This window comes from Wolbachia endosymbiont of Tuta absoluta, from assembly GCF_059414725.1.
This window is the reverse complement of the sequence record NZ_JBNRJY010000111.1, coordinates 1-326: the sequence shown is the minus strand read 5'-3', so window position 1 is coordinate 326 and position 326 is coordinate 1. Positions and strand designations below refer to the sequence as shown.

Below are 326 nucleotides of genomic sequence, written 5' to 3'. Positions count from 1 at the left end.
ATTCAGAGAACTTGACACGACCTGACTAATGCCCTTTACTTAGCAAATAGTAAAATCATTTTAACATGTAACTAACTAAACTAATGAATAACGAGATATGAGTTAGACGTTTGTGGGAACGTCCGGCATAAACAAACAGATCGATCTTTTTAACTAAGATTTCGTTACCAGAAGTATACACTATTGGCTCATCTCCTTCTACTATTTCCCCAGATAAAACTAACTTAGCTAGATTATTTTGAATGCATTCTTGTATTACCCTTTTCAGAGGCCGCGCTCCATATTCAGGGTCATATCCAGTTTGTGCTATTAGTTCTTTAGCTTCT

The 326-nt window shown here is 35.9% G+C and carries 1 pseudogene; it reads right to left on the bottom strand.

From position 1 onward, the window contains the following. Positions 1 to 142: 142 nt before the first annotated feature. Positions 143 to 326 (bottom strand): annotated as a pseudogene (locus ACJ5GX_RS01245) (ClpB D2-like domain containing protein); the annotation flags it as partial.